Genomic DNA, 17843 nt, shown 5'->3' on the forward strand with positions numbered 1-17843 from the left:
CAAGCAGCTAGATACGACAGGTGACCTCAAATGAGGCGTCTTGCATGGCTTCTACACCTGCCTGAATGCCAGAACTGCGTTCGTACCGCCCATGGCGAAGGCGTTGCTCATGGCGACGCGCACCTTGCGCTCGCGCGGCACATTGGGTGTGATGTCGAGGTCGCAAGCGGGATCTGGCTCGCGATAGTTGGCGGTCGGCGGCACGACGTCCTCTTGGATTGCCATCACGCAGGCGATCATTTCAAGCGCGCTCGCTGCGCCGAGGCAATGCGCGTGCGTGGACTTGGTGGAAGAGATGGACATCGAATAAGCGTGGTTTCCAAACACACGCTTGATCGCCGCCGTTTCAGTCTGATCATTGCTTTTGGTACCGGTGCCGTGCGCGTTGAGGTAGTCGACGTCCTCGGCATTCAGCCCGGCATCGGCAAGGCAGGCGCGCATCGCCGACGCTGGCCCCTCGACAGATGGCGCGGCAATGTGGAAGGCATCGGCGGAAAGGCCGACGCCGGCGATCTCGGCAAGAATTGTGGCACCACGCCTCGTGGCATGCTCGTAGCTTTCCAGCACGGCCATGCCCGCACCCTCGCCCAGCACCAGGCCCTTCCTATCGGCGGAGAAGGGCCGGCAGGTATCGGGTGAAAGCACGCGCATTGCTTCCCATGCTTTCAGCACGCCCCATGCGAAGGGTGCGTCGCTGCCTCCGGAAACCATTACGTCGGCCCGGCCCAGCTTGATCTGGTCCACCGCCGAGGCGATCGCATGGTTGGCCGAGGCACATGCGGAGGTCACCCCGAAGACCGGCCCGCGCAAGCCGAGGCTCAAGCTAAGATGGACGGAAGCGGCGCTGGGCATCACCTTTACTCCAGTGAAGAGTTCAGCACGGATTGCGCTACCCAAAAGCAGTGAGCGGTAAGTTTGTTCTGTTGCGTATGAACCGGTAAATCCGACGCCCACTGTCGCGCCGAAGCGATGGGCATTCCCCTCGTCCCAGGAAAGTCCGGCCTGCCGCATGGCTTCGCGCGCTGCAAGCACGGCGAGCAAGCTGAAGCGGTCCATGGAGATGAGATGCCCCCGGTTGATGTCGTGCTGGGGCAGCGCCTTGATCTCAGCGCCGGTCATGCCCTCCAGGTCATGAAGCTCGGAATTGGCGATCGGGCCGATGGCGGAGCGGCCTTCGCGCATCTCTTTCCACATAGAGGCGGCGTCGGTGCCCAGTCCGCACAGGCCGCCCACTCCGGTGATAACGACGCGCCTGTCCATTCAAGCCTCCTTCGCAAGCAAGCCGCGGACGGCTTCCACGACGTCGCCGACATTCTTGAGATTGGACCAGGCATCGGCCGTGTTCATGTCGATCTTGATGCCGTAGGCCTGCTCCACATCCCAGAGGACGTCCGCCAAACCCAGCGAATCAAACCCGAGCGCGTCCAGTTCCGTGGCGATTGTTATCTCGCCGACGAATGACGTAGGCATTCCCTCACCGCTCTCCGACTCGGCGCGTTTCTTGATCAGGGCAATGACGTCCGTTGCGAATTGATCGGCCATTCTGTTTCCTGTCTTTCTTTCCCGCGTTTCGACCTGGACGCGGCTCAGTTCCTGAGGCGCGCCGCGTCGCGAAAGCCATCACGCTTGGGCAACTGACAAAGCCCAATGCTCATAAAGCCGGATCAGGTCCGGCCGGTGTGTGGCGTAGGTGCAGTATGACGATGTGAGCCGCTACACCGTGCGCGTCTCCCAGTCTGTCCATAGGCTCGGAAGAAGTCGGACCCGGTCAGTTGCAACTCCCTTTCCCAGCACTCCACTGCCCGGTAGAGCGCATGAAAAATCTCCTTTCGGGCGGTTTCTTAAGACGCTCGCCACGCCATGAGGCAGTGGGGGCATCGGTGTGCGTCAGGTGCTTCTGCCCATGCAGGATTCCAGAACATTGATGAAATCGTTTGTTTCGATGAAAGGCATCCACACTTTGGATAGTTGACCACGCGTTTCAAAGATCGTGAACTACATCTCGTCGTTGTGCTCGACGCACTCCCGACAGAGCGCAACCTCATGGGCGCGGCATGCAGGATTAACCGAGCCCAGCCGGTCATGAGTGCGGCCGGCGCTCGGCTGCTCGATTATTTGCGCGATAAGCTCGCGACCATGTCCGCGGAGGTATTCAAACTTAACGCTGCGTCCGGGAGCTCTTGCCCTCCAGTTCGCGACGCTCTCCCGCCCATCCAGTGCTCGTTTATTTCGTCGGATAGTTTGACCCGGCTCTACCGAATCGCCGCTTCAGGATCATTCTTCCCGATTTCGTCACGCTCGTATTTTCTGCCGCGTCCTACACCGATTGGGCGCGAACAAAACTGAGCGCCTTGGAACCCGAACCCGTGCGTCGTGACCGGGAGCATCCGGGGCGAACTCATCCGCTCGGGGGCATCGCATCACCGGACGGCGACAGGCACGGTCGACCGGCATCTCGGCATCGGCTGGGAATTCGTCCATGGTCTGCATTGGCGACGACGCTTCCTGAGGCCACGTAGCCCTTATGCCAAGCTGGGCGCCCGGTTTGCGGCATCCGTGCCTACCCTCTTCGGACCTCGTGGGTTCCAACCGGCGACGAGGCGTGCATAGGCGCCCTCGGCCTGCTCCACCCAGCGGCGCTCTTCTTCCCGGTGGCTCTTTATGTTGTAGGCGTGCGCTCCCTTTTGGCCGCGCACAGCCTTGCTCCCGGCCTTGAGTTCCACATCGCGCAAGCTTCTTGGCATGCAGGGAGGGTCGAGCCTACGCGTAACTCTCGCCCTTCTCAACAGATGACAGATCACGACAGAGAGTTTGCGTGCGGTTGCCACGGCCGCGACATGCTGTCCGCGCCGGGCTCGCACGCCGCAGGGAGAAGGCTCGCAACGGTCCGGGAGCACGAGCGGCCGCCCAGGCCGCCTCGACGAGCATGCCGCGCGCATGACCACGGCCCTGCTTGGTGATCCGCCCATGGTAGGCCGGACCTGGCCGGACTGCTGGACGCTTGGGTTCAACCCGAGATAGGTCACGAGCTTCTGCGGATCGTCGAAGCGCGACACGTCGCCGATCGCCGCCCTTCATCGCCAGCGCGACGGTGATGTCGACGCCGGGAATGGTCATCAGCCGCTTCACGCCTTCATCCTCGAGAGCCGAGCGGACAAGATCGCGTTCGATGACCTGGAGGTCTTCGCCCAATCGGTCGAACTCGCGCAGATGCCCATCGATCGCGAGGCGCTCGTCCTGCGGTACGACCTGCTCGATTACCAGGTCCGACCCTTGGCGCCGCACAGGTCGGCATGCGGGCAGGACGGATCAGGTGGCTATGAAGGATCGACTGGATGACGCTCTTCAATCGAGATCTCTGTCGGACAATCTGATTGCGCCGTGTCACCTGTCGACGCAGAGCCTGCGTCGGCTCGTCCGCAATCCAGACTTCTGGCAAGAAGCCGCTGGCATAGAGCTGCGCAAGAACGTCGGCGTCGATCGTCGTTTTGATCTTGGCATAGGCAACGATAAACACCTGTTTCGGCTTGGCGATCCCCACCTTCTTCACATGCGGCGCAATCACAGCTGCAGCGGACGTCGCGCTGCCGGTGGCCTCGATCACCCCGACATCGTTCGGCGACAGCTTCGCGGCGAACGCCGCCAGCAGATCGCGCCGCATGTCGACGCGGCCGAGTCGCCTGAGCCTGCCCTCCTCCCATGCCACTGCTTCGGCGAAGGCGCGGTGAATATCCAGTCCGATGATAAGCATGCCCGTTCCTCCTTCTTGGCTCGGTCAAAGACGGGAGCTGGCGGGCAACACGACATCTACTGATCCGCGCTCGCAGCGCATCCGGGAAAGTCGCCAGGGGCGGCCATGTAACGAGCTCGGGCTCTCAGCCCACGGTCTATTGACGGCCTGCCTGCACCTTTGTGCTCCCGGTGCCCCACGTCCCGGATGGGCTCACCATAAGGGCGTTCCAAAACAAGAACAGCAGGACGAGAAGACACCACAGATCACATACCGGATAGCGGCAAGGCCAAGCGCTTCGTTCAGATAGGCTTGCGCCAATGGGCTTAGGCCGAGCCTACAACAGCTCTCAAAAACGCTGCCGGACTGCTGCATTGGCTCGCCGATACAATTGGCACAGGCCTCACGGCAGCTTAGGATCAAACCGCCCATCAGTCGCCTCGGACTGGAAAGGTGCACCCTATTAGATTCCACGCCCAGCTAGGTCGGGGCCGCCGAAGACGCTGGTTGATAGCCCGGCGCCATCGGCCCGGCGTTTCAAACTGCCAATCTCTGACCTGCACAGTACGAACGATTGCTCGCTTCGGCAGATCACGCGGCTCATATGTCGGACCTTAACGTCATCCATCATAAACTTTTTGCGACAAAAGATTGCAAGAATGCTAAATTGTTAAAGTCGTTTGTTTCGGTTAAAGGCATCCATCCCATGGATGGCTGATGACATGCGTTTCAAAGGACTTGATCTAAATCTCCTCGTTGTGCTCGACGCACTCCTGACGGAGCGTAATCTCTCGGCGGCGGCACGCAGGATCAACCTGAGTCAGCCCGCCATGAGTGCGGCCGTCGCCCGACTGCGCGATTATTTCCGCGATGAACTGTTTACGATAAGAGGTCGCGAACGATTTCTAACCCCGCGTGCGGCAGCATTTGCCCCCGCAGTTCGCGACGCTCTCCAGCACATCCAGTGCTCGATTATTTCTTCGGATCCGTTTGACCCAGCTCGAGCCGATCGCCTCTTCAGGATCATTCTTTCCGATTTCGTCACGCTCGTGTTTTTCGAAAAGCTTGTGGAGCGTATTTCACGGGAAGCCCCCGCCGTCAGCTTCGAACTGCTGCCTGTCGACGATAGCCCCGATGAGCTTCTCCGGCGCGGTGACGTCGATTTTCTAATTCTACCGGATATGTTCACGTCGAGTGTGCATTCAAGCATTGCGCTGTTTGACGAGAAGCTCGTGTGCGTAGGCTGTCCCACAAACAAGCAGCTGCCACAGCAGCTTACATTCGAGAGATACATGTCGATGAGGCACGTCGCGGTCAGGTTCGGGCGTACGATGAAGCCGTCTATCGAGGAATGGTTTTTGCTTGAGCATGGCCTTAAGAGACGTGTCGAGGTCGCCGTGCAGGGCTTCAGCATGATTCCACCTATGGTGTCCGGCACAGCTCGTATAGCGACCATGCCCTTACGGCTGGTCAGGCATTTCGAAAAAACGTTCCCCCTGCGGGTTATCGAACTTCCGCTGCCATTTCCCACATTCACCGAGACCCTCCAATGGCCGGCCCTCCACAATAGCGATCCGGCAAGCATCTGGATGCGGGAGATAATGATACAGGAGGCATCTCGGATGGCTGCCCCGCTGTGAACCCTCGGAAAATTCAGGCGCACCTATAGTCACTACACCTGTCACCATCTACTTTGACGACAATAGCCCTCGCCGGATAAAGTCGATGCTGGCGGCAAGTGCGCCTGCGAGATCGTCCAGAGAATGGACTTCCTCGATCAGCTCGAACGAGAAAGGTCCCGCGTAGCCGCCATCCAGCAGCGCCTGAATCTGGCTGCCATTGTCGGAACCTGCAAGAAAGCGATCGGGGTAAATCCAGAAGGTCGGGTCGTTTACGCTTGAAATGTGCACCAGGCCGGTAAGCTCGCAGAACAGGCATGTCTCCCCGGCCAGGGTGTGGTGGAACGTGTCGTGCACGAGGCGAAAGACGGACTGGCCATCAACCGCGGCAACGGCCTCGGCCGCTTCCTTCTTTGATCGAAGCGAGCAGGTTCGGAAACCCAGCGGCTCGATGAGACCGATCAGACCCCGCGACTGGAGGATTGGCTTGATCTCGTTTAGAGCGAAACGAAGATTGTCCTGGCGCTCGCTATTGGTGGGCCACGAGCTGCGGTTGGCCGGCACCAACACGAGCGTCTCTGCCCCGCACGCCGTCGCATAATCGGCGAGGTTGCTTGCCTCGGCCTGACGCGTTGGAGTCCAGTCGTTGAACCGCTGCAAGGCGTTGACAGAGATGATCGTGACGCCCGCTTCGGTAGCGGCAAACCGAACGTCCGCAGCCGGAATGCCGCGTGCGACAGGATTGCTGAAATGAGGGTAACGGATTTGGACGTCGGTCAGGCCTTGGTCACGGGCAAGCGCGAAAAGCGCACTGACGTCAAGGCGGGGCGCCGCCATGTGATCGAGTGCAAAGCGGGGCGATACCTGGCGCATTGCTTGACTTTCCTTCCATGAAGCGCGGCTGCCATTTCGGCATCCGGCTTCTTTCAAGACGGAACCACGCCGGTTCACAGATCGGACAGAGACGGCCGAGTCAATCGAGCTTTCCTTTCATCGGTGAAAGGAAAATGGGCGCTCATGATAGAAATCCATCAAGGTCAAATATTTTCCGGAAGATAAATGTCGAACGGCAGAAATGTCTGCCCCGGGCTCTCCGCGACGCCGGCTTTGATGGCCCGCTCCATTGCCATTATCAGCTCCTGGCAAAGTCGGCGCATTGGCGTGCCGACCGCCATCGTCAAGATGTCATCCGCAAGCGCCCCACGTGACTGCGGCGTCATTTCACTCACGATCGCGACGAGATCCTGACCGCTCCCCTCTTCTCGGAGCGCGGAAATTGCTCCCTCTATACCCCCGCCGGCCATATAGAAGCCGACGAGCTCTGGTTCCCGCTGCATAAGATCCAGCAATTTTTCGTAAGTGAGCTGCCGTTCATCAAGGTTCACGAGCGGATCAAGCACCTCGAATTTGGGCGCGTTCTCACGAAAATAGGCACGAAAGGCCGTTTCCCGCGTCGCATGCGCCTGGAAGCGATGGCTTCCGACAAACACCGCCACCTTGCCGGGCCGTTTTGCGGCCTTGGAAAACACCCAAGCGGCAGTCCGTCCGACCTTGCTGTTGTTGAGGCCGATGTAGCCCTCGCGCACGCCATCGGCGAAGTCGGATAACAGCGAAAATACCGGGATACCTTTCGCCTTGAGCTCCTCGACTGATGCTGTGATTTTCGGGTGATCGGCCGCCACCATGGCGATCGCCTGGCAGCGGCTTCCAAGGTCCTTAAGAAGCGGGAGCAGGTCACGCGGCAAATGTGACTGCGCGAACTCGATGATCGGAAGGCCGTGGAAGGATTTAGCCATACTGACCGACTCTTCAATATTGCGAGCGAAATCTTGGTAAAAATCGTGGGCAGGTTTTCTCAAGATGAAGCCCAGCTTGTAGTGCGGCAGGTGCTGCTGCAAGCGCTGTTTGATGAGACCGGCAGCATGATAGCCGATCGCGTGCGCGGCCGCATGGACCCGCTGGGCGGTCTCCTCTCGCACCGGAAGGCGGACGTTCAGAACCCGATCGACTGTTGCTACGCTGACTCCGGCTTCGCGGGCGAGATCGGCAATTGTGACGCGCTTTCCCCTAGCGATTCTGATCGGCCGGTCCTCCGTCATCCGGTGCGATCCCGCGACGGCTTGGGGCGGCAAGCTGAAATAGTTACCACACCCCACGGTTGATAACGCATTCGACGAACAGCGCTCCATGCGGACCCAGATGAGTTTCCGTGAACCGTTCGTTTGCTTAGGGGCTTCATGGTGTTGTATTACTCTCCGCGTTAGTACACTATTTCCAGCGCTCTTTGGAGGCCGGCAATTCGACTGCTGTGAAGGCCGTGACTTACACGTCGCGCTATTGCTTGCTTGCGGGGAGCCCGTTTGATGTAACCCTAACCGCGGAAAGCGGCTTCCATCCGGGACTGGTCCAATTCGCCTTCCCAGCGAGCGACAACGAGCGATGCCACCGCATTACCGACTAAATTCGTCAGCGCGCGGCATTCCGACATGAAGCGGTCCACGCCAAGAATTAGAGCCATTCCGGCAACGGGAACACTCGGCACGACAGACAGAGTAGCGGCCAATGTGATGAAGCCGGCGCCGGTGACGCCTGCCGCACCCTTCGAGGAAAGCATCGCAATTAGCAGCAGGAGGATCTGATCGGCAATTGACAAATCTGTGTTCGTCGCCTGCGCGATGAAGAGGGCGGCGATCGTCATGTAGATATTGGTGCCGTCCAGATTGAATGAGTATCCAGTAGGGATGACGAGACTTACGACCGAACGCGCGGCGCCGGCCTTCTCCATCTTCTCCATGAGCGAGGGCAGCGCGGCCTCCGAGGAGGACGTTGCCAGGACAAGCAGCAGCTCGTCCTTGATGTAGCGGACAAGAGAAAAGATCGAGAAGCCGTTGCAGCGGCAGACCACGCCGAGAACCCCGAACACGAAGAGGAAGGCGGTCAGATAGAACGTCGCGACCAGTATCGCGAGGTTGGCCACCGAACCGATTCCGTATTTGCCGATCGTAAAGGCCATAGCGCCGAAGGCGCCGATGGGTGCAGCCTTCATCAGAATGCCGACGAGCTTAAAAATGGGGGCGGTGAGCGCCTGGAGAAAGGTAACGACCGGCCTGCTCGTCTCTCCGGTCATCGCCAGAGCAATGCCGAACAAGACCGAGAAGAACAAGACTTGCAGGATGTCGCCTTCCGCGAAGGCACTGGCAATCGTTGACGGGATGATGTTCATCAGGAAGCTGGTCACGGACTGCTCGTGAGCCGTGGCCACATAGCCCTTAACGGCTTCGACATCGAGCGAGGCCGGATCGATGTTGAGGCCGGCGCCAGGCTGAACGATATTCGCGACAATCAGCCCGACAACGAGTGCAAGCGTCGAGAAGGTAAGGAAATAAACCATCGCCTTGGCGGCAACTCGGCCGACCTTCTGCAGATCGCTCATGCCGGCAATGCCGGTCGCAATTGTCAGGAAGATGACAGGTGCGATAATCATCTTGATGACTTTGATGAAGGCATCGCCGAGCGGCTTCAGGCTTTGGCCGGTTTCCGGATAGAGGTAGCCAATTGCGGCTCCAAGGACCATGGCGGCAAGTACCTGCACGTAGGTCCGGGCAAAATGGCGCTTGCGGGGCGCTGCGATCGCGCGGGGGACTCTTGGAACCAACATCGTTTCTCTCTCCCTGACCGGATCGGGGTGGGGGCTCCTCCTTCTCCCATGCTGCGCTCCGGTCGAGCGCTGCTGTCATCTCGGAGCAAGCGCCGTGCCAACTGGACGCCTGTCCCGTCCAGCGAGATTGGTGCAGTTGCGCACTGGAACCCTCCACCTTGCCGGAATTCTGCACTCGAGGCTCGCCAAAGATCGCGTCTGAGGAAGTGCTTCATCAGAGAGGGAATTGACCAGGTCGCCTTGCGCCCGTGCCCTTTGATGTTCGCCGCAGATCGACTGCCGGTTGCCTTGGTGACTTTGGTTTGTCAGTTTTGGAACGGAATGCGCGCAAACTGCAGGATATCCTACACGCCCATCAGAGCACGCGGTACAAGCGATTAAGCGTAGGAGCGCATTGAATCTCCGAGGTCAAAAAATCTTGAATAAGGTCCGCGTGCGAAGTGAATCCGCAACTCGTCAAAGTTCTCCACCGTTTGATCAAGCGGTCGCGTTTCCTGGCGCTGCAAGATGGCGTTATCTGATGGCTCAAGCGCTGGAACGCCCAGGAAATCCCAAACCGCTCCCAAGCATTGGGCAGGTTCGTGAAGTAGGCTCTCGTATTCCATTACAAGCAGGTTGGTCGACGTGAAGGAGTCCATAACGCGAGCGTGAAAATCGTCGGCGGCTTTGAAATAAGCCTCACAGTCGGCGATTGACAACCTGACGCTCGGTGGCCGAGCGGTATCGTTGTCCGAGCTGAACTTCAGCCACTGACCGCTTTCCCTGGCCTGCACAAAGGATCGGAGCGATTCCAATACGTTTCGGCGAACAACGAGGATGACCTTGAGTGCTGGCCAACGAGCTAATTCCGCAAAGAATGCTGGACGCTCGCGAAACTGAGGTTCATTGATCTTGCAGCCAAGATGCGTCACATTCTTGTAGTCGCGCATAGGGCAGCGCACATAGGCAAGCTCAAGAAGCTCGCGATCCGTGCCTAGCAGGCGATCCGTGCTGGGCCAATTGGGATCATATTCGTTTAGCAACTCACCGTTACTCAGAACGGTCGGATGCTCGTTTAGCAATTCTTCTAAATAGTGTGTTCCGGTCCTTGGCATAGCAAGGATCACAAAAGGCTCAGGAGTTGGTTCGTTGTGGGTCATTGCATGTGTATCCAACTAAATAATGGCCGCGACGGTCTGGGGACGCGCACAAGAAGCTTGGCTGCTATCGCTTGAACGCTCCGGGTGGGTCCGCGCGCCTCACCACCCAGCCTGTACTCCGAGGTGTGGTCGCGAAGATGGGCGCGTGCCTGCAGCGGCTGGGTGGCGCCCGGCTTCGGCGTTGTTGTACCACTCGCGATTCCTGGCACACGCATGCCTCCGGGCCGCTGGGGGCAGTTTGCAATCCGGCATTGCGGACCTCCTTCTCGTTGATGGGCGTAGGTAAGCGTCAACGCATTAGTCGTCGATGAAACAGTCCAGCCGACAGAAAAAAAGGCAATACAGCGAACATGCAAAGTGCGCCTATATGCAGCCCTACATTGTCGCCCAGGCGGCCGAGCATCACCGGACGGATTAGATCGATAGAATTCGCCAGCGGCGAGAAGGCCGCAATCTGCTGAAACACTCCTGGCAATTGGCCGACTGGAAAAACCGCGCCCGAAAGGAACAGCATGGGTGTGATGACAAGCGTCTGATAGAAAATAAAATAGTGATAACTGGGCGCGAGCGCGATGACGAGCATGGCCAGGCTCGCAAAGGCGAACCCGGTGAGAGCGATGACCGGCAGCACGTAGAGAACCGACGTCCACGCGGCATAACCTAGCGCGGCGGCAACAATCGCAATTGTCGTACCGGCCAGAAAGGCCTTTGTGGCTGCCCAGGTCAATTCACCGAGAACGATGTCGCCGAGGGTAAGTTGTGTGTGCAGGATTGCTTCCCAAGTGCCCTGATCGCGCATTCGACCGAAAACCGCGTAAATTGTTTCGAAGGTTGATGCTGTCATCGCGCTCGTCGCAACCATGCCGGCTGCCAGAAAGGCGATGTAGGATGCACCTTCGATGCGGCCTACCAACAGTCCAAGGCCAGTGCCGAGCCCGAAAAGGTAAATCATCGGATCAGCAAGGGTGCCGAGCATTGAAGCAAATGCCACCTTCTTCCATGCCAGATGATTGCGGCGCCACACCGCGATCCAGTTCCAGGCGTTGGCGGGTAGAGCGGCCGCAAAACGTTCACCCATTGCTCACTTCTCCATCTCACGTCCGGTTAACCTCAAGAAAACGTCCTCCAGACTGGGTGGACGCTCTAGAATACGCAGACCCGCTCGACCGCGAAGCTGGATGCGCACATCCTCCGGCTCAGGCGCATAGCAAAAGAGCGTCTCGCCGCTTACCTCGACACGCTGAACGTACGGTCTGATCAGCGAAATCAGCTCCTGTGGATTGCCGCCGAAGATCTCGATCACGTTGCACCCAATGTACTCGTCGATCAGCGCATGAGGACTGCCCTCGGCGATCTTGCGTCCCCGCTCGAGAACACACAGCCGATCACAAAGCCGCTCAGCCTCTTCCATGAAATGGGTGGTCAAAATGATCGTTTTTCCGCTCGCCAGCAGGAAACGAAGTCGCTCCCAGATCAGATGGCGGGCATGCGGGTCGAGGCCGGTCGTGGGCTCATCCATCACAAGCAACTGGGGGTCGTTGATCAGAGCACGTGCCAGCGTCAGGCGCCGCTTCATCCCGCCGGATAGCAGGCCGACACGTGAATCCGCCTTGCTCTCAAGGCGAGCGAACTCGAGGAGCCGTGGGATGACGGCGTTGATCTCTCTTGTACTCATGCCGAAGTAGCGCCCGAACACCAACAGGTTCTCGCGTACCGTAAATTCCAGGTCGAGATTGTCGAACTGCGGGACCACGCCTATGCCCTTGCGGGCCAAGCGGCTGCGTGCCGGCACTGGTAGACCGAGGACTGTTATATCACCCGCGTCAGGCCGGGTCATACCGAGGAGCATACGCGCAATCGTGCTCTTGCCTGCGCCGTTCGGCCCCAGCAGACCGAAGCACTCTCCCGATGCAACGGTGAAGGACAGCCCGTCCACAACGAGCTTGTTTCCGAATAATTTGGTTACGCCGGTAAGGTCGATTGCTACATTGGACATGCGTCTATCTCAAGCGGAATGAGTCCGATTGGCCACCGGCAGCTTACTTGCGAATTCTGGTTCAGAGCAGGCCACCGCCTTGAGATGGCACCTTTGGAAAGTCGCGGCCGGAGCGACGCGTGTATCGCTTCCGCCAAAGAATAACGTCAAGATGCCACGTGTCGCTTCCAGATAGTTCCCGTTCTGACCATAGGTAACTCGAAAGCTTCACCCCGTGTCGACTGACACAACTTACTCGGTCACTCGGCGCTGCAAGGCCGTCAGACTTCACCAGCTGTGAGCGAAAGATCTGCAGTATGAAGTGACTCCGCAATTCCAGAATTGCCCGCAGCATTTGCTCCGGCAAGCGGCATCGCGCTTGTGATTTCCTTTGTGCTCCTGTTGGGCAGGGGAACACTTTTACGCGACAGCCAATCGCTATTGCTCAATGTACACAGGGCGTAAGCCTTCAAGGGGATCAACAGGAATATCCTGATTAACGCGTGCATTGAATAGCCGATGAATCGAAGCTGCCGAGTGCGGAAAGATAACACCGTAGATCTGATTATGGTCATCGTGACAATAGCCAGCACCGTCCACCAATTTACTGTATGTGAAAATAGTAGCTCACCGAGCGCCGTTACTACCGCGATGCCGAGCAACAATGGGCCGAGATTCTCTCCCATCACATCCAAAGTTAGATAGCGATCCAGGCCACGCAGTAGACCTCGCGCAAGCATCGTGTCCCGGAAGGTGCTTCGTGCCCAGCGGAGTTGTTGGCGCAAATAAGGTCCCATCTTGTCCGGAACGACTGTCGCCGCGACGGCACCTGGAACGTACTCGGTTCGAAAGCCTGCTTTCAGCATGAGGATCGTAAGATGACGGTCTTCACCGAAGTCGCTTGGTTTCCCCCTGAACAGCTGCGTCTCGTATTGATCCAGCAGAGAAAGGAGACAAGACCGGCGGTACATTGCACATGGGCCGCAGCAGCACATGACCGCACCAAAGCGACCTTGCGCCGCGCGCTCCTCATTGCAAGCCAGCCAGTATTCCATATCGATCAATCGGGTCAACCAAGTGTCGCTGCGGTTGTATGCCGTCAGCTGGCCCATGGCCGCTCCGACCATGGAATCCCGCATTTTTACTGCAAGCTTTGTGATGACGTCGGACGCAAGTGTCGTGTCAGAGTCGACGCTGAGCACGAAATCTCCAGATGAGCGGCGGATGGCGGCGATCTGCGCCTTGCGTTTGCCAACATTCTCGCGGAGCAGAATGAAATTGAATCTCGGGTCGCCCTCGTAGGCGTGATGTACCGGGATGACGGCATTACGATTTCCAGAACCGTCGTCAACCAGATAGACCTGAAATGTTCCGGCGTAATCTTGATTTGCAATGGAAGCTAAACACGCCGCGAGTGTGCGCGGGTCCTCATTGTAGCAGGGGATAATGACATCCACGCTCGGCCAACGGTCGGATCCGAACAAGCTTTCCGACGGCGGCGTAACATTTTCCGGTTGGGAGTAGACCGCTTGCATGCCTCTGTAAACAGTCGAGAGCACCGCATAAGACGAAACGGCAACAGTACTGGCTGTGGTGAGAAGGTCCATAGGATCTCTGTTTGTTCAGGGGTGTTGAGGAAGTGATCGGATTACAAATCCGCGGCCGTGCAATTCTGGAATTAGGCGTGACAACGCTGTCACCGTCTGGTCGCGCAGACTGGCTTGATTGCCTGGTTGCAATTCGTCGGGAGCGCACCCGTCGTGCAACAGCACGATTGCGCCCGGCCGGATATCGGCGAGCACTCTGTCGACGATGGCGTCAACGCCGGGGCGAGACCAGTCGCGTGGATCAATGGACCAATGGACGGGCGCCAATGCCGCACCCGCTGATGCAGCGATTACTTCTTCGGTCCAGATGCCATACGGTGCACGAAAGTACCGAACCATGGCCTGCGGGCAAGCCATCCCTATGACTCTGTTTGCCTCAACTATCTGGCAGTCGACTTCGACGGACCCGCATTTGGCCAGGTCCGGATGAGTCATCGTGTGGTTGGCTATACCGTGCCCGTCTGTAATAATTCGGCGAACGAGTTCCGGCTCGTCGGCCGCGTAGGCCCCAACAACGAAGAAGGTCGCCGTCACCTGATGTTGCGCCAGCACATTGAGTATCTGCGGTGTGAAAAATGAATTGGGACCATCGTCAAACGTCAGATAGACGCTGCGCTCTGCAGTGCCATCGGCATTGTCACTCTGCCCTTCGCATATGTAGTCCAGAGGCTTCATAGTTCCGGACCGTTCCGGTCGATCAGGGTACCGGACGGCCACTCGTCCATCGAGCGTCCGATCGGCGAAACCAACACGAGTACGTCTTCCAGGCGCGTGGGCGGCAGGTCGGGATGCACATCTGGACGGGTCGATCGTACGCGAACGCCCGACACAATGTTCGCGAGGCCGGCTCTGCAGAATCTTTCGACATGGTTTCGCAGCGCGTGCCGAACCGTGCCGAAAGCGAATGGAACACCCAACTGATGGAGCACTGGGTACGCCACGCGCATCGAAAAACCGATTCCGAGCCCTTCAAGATCCGGACGAACCGCGTACAGGCCCAATTCAGCGACGATCAAGTCGACCTCGCCAACTTTGATGAAGCGCCGCAGCATGCCGATGTGAGCCGCTACCCCATGCGCGTCGTAGCCGATTGCGCGGAATTCCGGCCTCGCGCCGGCCCAACTGCGGCCGCCTTCGAATGGCTCCGCGTTGAAGGCGCCAGTCCGTCCATAGGTCTTTCGAAAAAAGTCGGAGAGTTCGACATGGTCGGCCAGTTGCAGCTCATTTTCCCAGCACAACTTCCAATCGACATTCGGGCGCATGGAAGACCTCACCTTGGAGCTGTCTGGTTGAGATAAATGTCCAAGCATTGGTTAAATAATTGGCATCGCACCAACGGGGCGTAACTTGTGGAGACCGCCGAAAGACCAAGCCGTAATGCAGATGCGACTGACTTTGTGCGCCCCGCACACCAGATGATGCTCCTCGGATCCAACGCAACCATGGGAACTACCTATCTTTCCAACTTGAAGCGCCTCTATGGGACCTGCAGCAAAAACGGTAAAATCCTTTGTTTAGATGAAAGGTATCCACGCTTTGGATAACTGGGCGAATGCGTTCCATATGGCTGGTCAATTATCGTCGTCACGCTCGAGGCACTTCTGACGAAGCGCAAAGCTCACGCCCGCGGCACGCGCGGCCGTTGCCGGGCCGCGCGATTATCTCCGTAAGAGCCGAGCGGAGCTCAGACACGACGATTGATCAGAATCTGATTCGCGGGTTCAGTATCTCTTTCGTGTATCCAGCTCTGGGCTGTCCTTTGGCGGGAGTTAGGTTCGCCCAGGTTCTGAGCCTGGGGCGTCGGCCCGTTCGCCGCACAGGCTCCTTCGCACATCGTCGAGGCCGAGAAAGAGGGGGCCACACAGCTCCCCCTGTACTTTCCACCACCCGACACCAGCGCTCACCCAGGGCGCCGGCCTTGCTCACCTCAACGGATAGCGCACTCGCGCCGCTTCACGATTAAAAGAATTCTACAAGCAGATGCCTGTTTGATCGTGAGACGTCCGCTGCCAATTCCCGCATCGCAGAGGCAGCCAATAGCGCTCGCTTCACATAGTGGTCCGGCAAGCAGCTAGATACGACAGGTGACCTCAAATGAGGCGTCTTGCATGGCTTCTACACCTGCCTGAATGCCAGAACTGCGTTCGTACCGCCCATGGCGAAGGCGTTGCTCATGGCGACGCGCACCTTGCGCTCGCGCGGCACATTGGGTGTGATGTCGAGGTCGCAAGCGGGATCTGGCTCGCGATAGTTGGCGGTCGGCGGCACGACGTCCTCTTGGATTGCCATCACGCAGGCGATCATTTCAAGCGCGCTCGCTGCGCCGAGGCAATGCGCGTGCGTGGACTTGGTGGAAGAGATGGACATCAAATAAGCGTGGTTTCCAAACACACGCTTGATCGCCGCCGTTTCAGTCTGATCATTGCTTTTGGTACCGGTGCCGTGCGCGTTGAGGTAGTCGACGTCCTCGGCATTCAGCCCGGCATCGGCAAGGCAGGCGCGCATCGCCGACGCTGGCCCCTCGACAGATGGCGCGGCAATGTGGAAGGCATCGGCGGAAAGGCCGACGCCGGCGATCTCGGCAAGAATTGTGGCACCACGCCTCGTGGCATGCTCGTAGCTTTCCAGCACGGCCATGCCCGCACCCTCGCCCAGCACCAGGCCCTTCCTATCGGCGGAGAAGGGCCGGCAGGTATCGGGTGAAAGCACGCGCATTGCTTCCCATGCTTTCAGCACGCCCCATGCGAAGGGTGCGTCGCTGCCTCCGGAAACCATTACGTCGGCCCGGCCCAGCTTGATCTGGTCCACCGCCGAGGCGATCGCATGGTTGGCCGAGGCACATGCGGAGGTCACCCCGAAGACCGGCCCGCGCAAGCCGAGGCTCAAGCTAAGATGGACGGAAGCGGCGCTGGGCATCACCTTTACTCCAGTGAAGAGTTCAGCACGGATTGCGCTACCCAAAAGCAGTGAGCGGTAAGTTTGTTCTGTTGCGTATGAACCGGTAAATCCGACGCCCACTGTCGCGCCGAAGCGATGGGCATTCCCCTCGTCCCAGGAAAGTCCGGCCTGCCGCATGGCTTCGCGCGCTGCAAGCACGGCGAGCAAGCTGAAGCGGTCCATGGAGATGAGATGCCCCCGGTTGATGTCGTGCTGGGGCAGCGCCTTGATCTCAGCGCCGGTCATGCCCTCCAGGTCATGAAGCTCGGAATTGGCGATCGGGCCGATGGCGGAGCGGCCTTCGCGCATCTCTTTCCACATAGAGGCGGCGTCGGTGCCCAGTCCGCACAGGCCGCCCACTCCGGTGATAACGACGCGCCTGTCCATTCAAGCCTCCTTCGCAAGCAAGCCGCGGACGGCTTCCACGACGTCGCCGACATTCTTGAGATGGGACCAGGCATCGGCCGTGTTCATGTCGATCTTGATGCCGTAGGCCTGCTCCACATCCCAGAGGACGTCCGCCAAACCCAGCGAATCAAACCCGAGCGCGTCCAGTTCCGTGGCGATTGTTATCTCGCCGACGAATGACGCAGGCATTCCCTCACCGCTCTCCGACTCGGCGCGTTTCTTGATCAGGGCAATGACGTCCGTTGCGAATTGATCGGCCATTCTGTTTCCTGTCTTTCTTTCCCGCGTTTCGACCTGGACGCGGCTCAGTTCCTGAGGCGCGCCGCGTCGCGAAAGCCATCACGCTTGGGCAACTGACAAAGCCCAATGCTCATAAAGCCGGATCAGGTCCGGCCGGTGTGTGGCGTAGGTGCAGTATGACGATGTGAGCCGCTACACCGTGCGCGTCTCCCAGTCTGTCCATAGACTCGGAAGAAGTCGGACCCGGTCAGTTGCAACTCCCTTTCCCAGCACTCCACTGCCCGGTAGAGCGCATGAAAAATCTCCTTTCGGGCGGTTTCTGTTCTGCCCATGCAGGATTCCAGAACATTGATGAAATCGTTTGTTTCGATGAAAGGCATCCACACTTTGGATGGTTGACACGCGTTTCAAAGATCGTGAACTACATCTCGTCGTTGTGCTCGACGCACTCCCGACAGAGCGCAACCTCATGGGCGCGGCATGCAGGATTAACCGAGCCCAGCCGGTCATGAGTGCGGCCGGCCGGGTCG

The 17843-nt window shown here is 58.7% G+C and carries 15 protein-coding genes and 2 pseudogenes; 2 read left to right on the plus strand and 15 right to left on the minus strand.

Annotation, left to right across the window (positions count from 1 at the left end):
- Nucleotides 1-51: 51 nt before the first annotated feature.
- The 4 genes and pseudogenes from EN824_RS23460 to EN824_RS36690 form a co-directional block, all read right to left on the minus strand.
- Entirely contained in the window at nucleotides 52-1260 is a 1209-nt protein-coding gene (locus EN824_RS23460) for a beta-ketoacyl-[acyl-carrier-protein] synthase family protein (protein ID WP_127231680.1), read from the minus strand.
- Nucleotides 1261-1542 carry an acyl carrier protein gene (locus EN824_RS23465; RefSeq protein ID WP_126057635.1) on the minus strand — a complete coding sequence of 94 codons (282 nt, stop codon included), beginning with the start codon at nucleotides 1540-1542 and terminating at the stop codon, nucleotides 1261-1263.
- 1218 nt (nucleotides 1543-2760) lie between these two features.
- Nucleotides 2761-3285 carry a transposase gene (locus EN824_RS36685; protein ID WP_245265439.1) on the minus strand — a complete coding sequence of 175 codons (525 nt, stop codon included), beginning with the start codon at nucleotides 3283-3285 and terminating at the stop codon, nucleotides 2761-2763.
- Nucleotides 3286-3376: 91 nt separating this feature from the next.
- A pseudogene (locus EN824_RS36690) lies at nucleotides 3377-3751 on the minus strand (IS110 family transposase); the annotation flags it as partial.
- A gap of 701 nt (nucleotides 3752-4452) precedes the next feature.
- Here EN824_RS36690 and EN824_RS23475 point away from each other — a divergent pair.
- Nucleotides 4453-5370, plus strand: coding sequence for a LysR family transcriptional regulator (locus EN824_RS23475; protein WP_024505887.1), 918 nt, complete (start codon nucleotides 4453-4455; stop codon nucleotides 5368-5370).
- A 48-nt stretch (nucleotides 5371-5418) separates the two neighbouring features.
- Here EN824_RS23475 and EN824_RS23480 read toward each other — a convergent pair whose 3' ends face one another.
- The 11 genes from EN824_RS23480 to EN824_RS23530 all read right to left on the minus strand — a co-directional run bounded on the left by EN824_RS23480 (nucleotide 5419) and on the right by EN824_RS23530 (nucleotide 17334).
- Complete coding sequence (locus EN824_RS23480) at nucleotides 5419-6222, minus strand: TIM barrel protein (protein ID WP_024505888.1); 804 nt, start codon at nucleotides 6220-6222, stop codon at nucleotides 5419-5421.
- 164 nt (nucleotides 6223-6386) lie between these two features.
- Nucleotides 6387-7448, minus strand: coding sequence for a LacI family DNA-binding transcriptional regulator (locus EN824_RS23485; protein ID WP_024505889.1), 1062 nt, complete (start codon nucleotides 7446-7448; stop codon nucleotides 6387-6389).
- 272 nt (nucleotides 7449-7720) lie between these two features.
- On the minus strand, nucleotides 7721-9007 hold the full coding sequence (locus EN824_RS23490; protein ID WP_126063813.1) for a dicarboxylate/amino acid:cation symporter: 1287 nt from the start codon (nucleotides 9005-9007) through the stop codon (nucleotides 7721-7723).
- A gap of 377 nt (nucleotides 9008-9384) precedes the next feature.
- Nucleotides 9385-10146, minus strand: a complete 762-nt coding sequence (locus EN824_RS23495; RefSeq protein WP_024505871.1) for a sulfotransferase — start codon at nucleotides 10144-10146, stop codon at nucleotides 9385-9387.
- 289 nt (nucleotides 10147-10435) lie between these two features.
- Nucleotides 10436-11224 carry an ABC transporter permease gene (locus EN824_RS23500; RefSeq protein WP_029356621.1) on the minus strand — a complete coding sequence of 263 codons (789 nt, stop codon included), beginning with the start codon at nucleotides 11222-11224 and terminating at the stop codon, nucleotides 10436-10438.
- Nucleotides 11225-11227: 3 nt separating this feature from the next.
- Nucleotides 11228-12142, minus strand: coding sequence for a nodulation factor ABC transporter ATP-binding protein NodI (gene nodI, locus EN824_RS23505; protein ID WP_024505873.1), 915 nt, complete (start codon nucleotides 12140-12142; stop codon nucleotides 11228-11230).
- Nucleotides 12143-12402: 260 nt separating this feature from the next.
- Nucleotides 12403-13728, minus strand: coding sequence for a chitooligosaccharide synthase NodC (gene nodC, locus EN824_RS23510; RefSeq protein WP_032899868.1), 1326 nt, complete (start codon nucleotides 13726-13728; stop codon nucleotides 12403-12405).
- A 15-nt stretch (nucleotides 13729-13743) separates the two neighbouring features.
- Nucleotides 13744-14403, minus strand: a complete 660-nt coding sequence (gene nodB, locus EN824_RS23515; RefSeq protein WP_126057632.1) for a chitooligosaccharide deacetylase NodB — start codon at nucleotides 14401-14403, stop codon at nucleotides 13744-13746.
- Complete coding sequence (locus tag EN824_RS23520) at nucleotides 14400-14990, minus strand: NodA family N-acyltransferase (RefSeq protein ID WP_024505875.1); 591 nt, start codon at nucleotides 14988-14990, stop codon at nucleotides 14400-14402. Before EN824_RS23520 ends, nodB begins: the two co-directional genes overlap by 4 nt.
- Nucleotides 14991-15843: 853 nt before the next feature.
- Nucleotides 15844-17052: a beta-ketoacyl-[acyl-carrier-protein] synthase family protein gene (locus EN824_RS23525; protein WP_126057631.1), complete on the minus strand. Its 1209-nt coding sequence runs from the start codon at nucleotides 17050-17052 to the stop codon at nucleotides 15844-15846.
- Entirely contained in the window at nucleotides 17053-17334 is a 282-nt protein-coding gene (locus tag EN824_RS23530) for an acyl carrier protein (RefSeq protein ID WP_135932739.1), read from the minus strand. It lies immediately after the preceding gene.
- A 370-nt stretch (nucleotides 17335-17704) separates the two neighbouring features.
- On the opposite strand from EN824_RS23530, the pseudogene EN824_RS36130 reads away from it, so the two are divergent.
- A pseudogene (locus EN824_RS36130) lies at nucleotides 17705-17833 on the plus strand (LysR family transcriptional regulator); the annotation flags it as partial.
- Nucleotides 17834-17843: the final 10 nt, after the last annotated feature.

Source organism: Mesorhizobium sp. M8A.F.Ca.ET.181.01.1.1, from assembly GCF_004792025.1.
In the GTDB taxonomy this organism is placed as follows: domain Bacteria; phylum Pseudomonadota; class Alphaproteobacteria; order Rhizobiales; family Rhizobiaceae; genus Mesorhizobium.